Source organism: Streptococcus mitis (assembly GCF_001074635.1).
Lineage (GTDB): Bacteria > Bacillota > Bacilli > Lactobacillales > Streptococcaceae > Streptococcus > Streptococcus mitis_E.
In genome coordinates this window covers 1-1,128 of sequence record NZ_JUQO01000249.1, presented here as the reverse complement: position 1 = coordinate 1,128, position 1,128 = coordinate 1, and the positions used below count along the sequence as shown (strand labels likewise).

1 protein-coding gene is annotated in these 1,128 nt (G+C 36.4%); it reads left to right on the top strand.

The window, feature by feature from the left end; genetic code table 11:
- The coding region (locus ADI58_RS11045; RefSeq protein WP_080982538.1) for a glycosyltransferase family 8 protein at nt 1–1,128 on the top strand (1,128 nt) is incomplete at both ends.

Below are 1,128 nucleotides of genomic sequence, written 5' to 3'. Positions count from 1 at the left end.
GAAAAAAGCGATTGTCTTAGGTGCAGATAATGCTTATATGAATAAAGTTGAGACAACGATAAAATCCCTTTGTGTGCATCATGATAATCTTAAGTTTTATGTTTTTAATGATGACCTTCCGCGAGAATGGTTCCAATTGATGGAGAAAAGACTAGAAACTTTGAACAGTGAGATTGTGAACGTTCAGATTGACAGTAGTATTCTGAAAGATTATCGTTTACCCTTTGAGGGACTTTCTTATGCGGCCTTTTTTAGATATTTTATTCCAAAGTATGTAAGTGAGTCTCGTGTGCTGTATTTGGATTCAGATATTGTTGTAAGAAGACCGATAGATGAACTGTGGGACTTGGACTTGACGGATATTCCCTTAGCAGCAGTTAGAGATGATTATTACACGAATACTTTTAACTCCGGTTTTTTGTTAATCAACAATGACATGTGGAGAGCAGAAAACGTCACGCAAGACCTGATTGAGTTAACCAATCAATATCATCAAACAGATTTTGGGGATCAGGGTATTTTGAATCGTCTTTTTGAGAATCGTTGGAAAGAACTAGAACCTATCTACAATTTCATGTTATGGATGGATACTATTGCTGAGCAATTTGTAAAAGAAGGCTGGTATTCACATGCTGAATTACTGGAAGATTCTGCAAAAATTATTCATTATACAGGGAAAAAACCTTGGCAACAAATTACGATTAACCGTCTAAGAGAAGAATGGTGGTTTTACTATGGTTTAGAATGGTCGGATGTCTTGTTAAGAAAATTTTCTCTAGAGTCAGGCTATAGAGGACTAGTGAAAAAGGTACGAGCTTGTACTGCGGTTGTGACTGCAACATTAGAGATGCCTCATCTAGAATTTCTTGTGAAGAATTGTCCAGATGTAGAGTTTCATCTTTTGGCGCCTACAAATTTTGCAGATTCTGTACTAGCCCTTCAAGCTTATACTAATGTAAGAGTTTATCCGGGTTGCTTACCTTACCATGTAGATAGAGTTCTTTCGCAATTGGATTTTTATTTGGATATCAATGCTGGTCGTGAGGTGTATGATGTGATAAGTAAAGCTAAAGAAAGACAACTTCCTATTTTAGCATGGGATACAACGAATCGTGATACAGAATCATA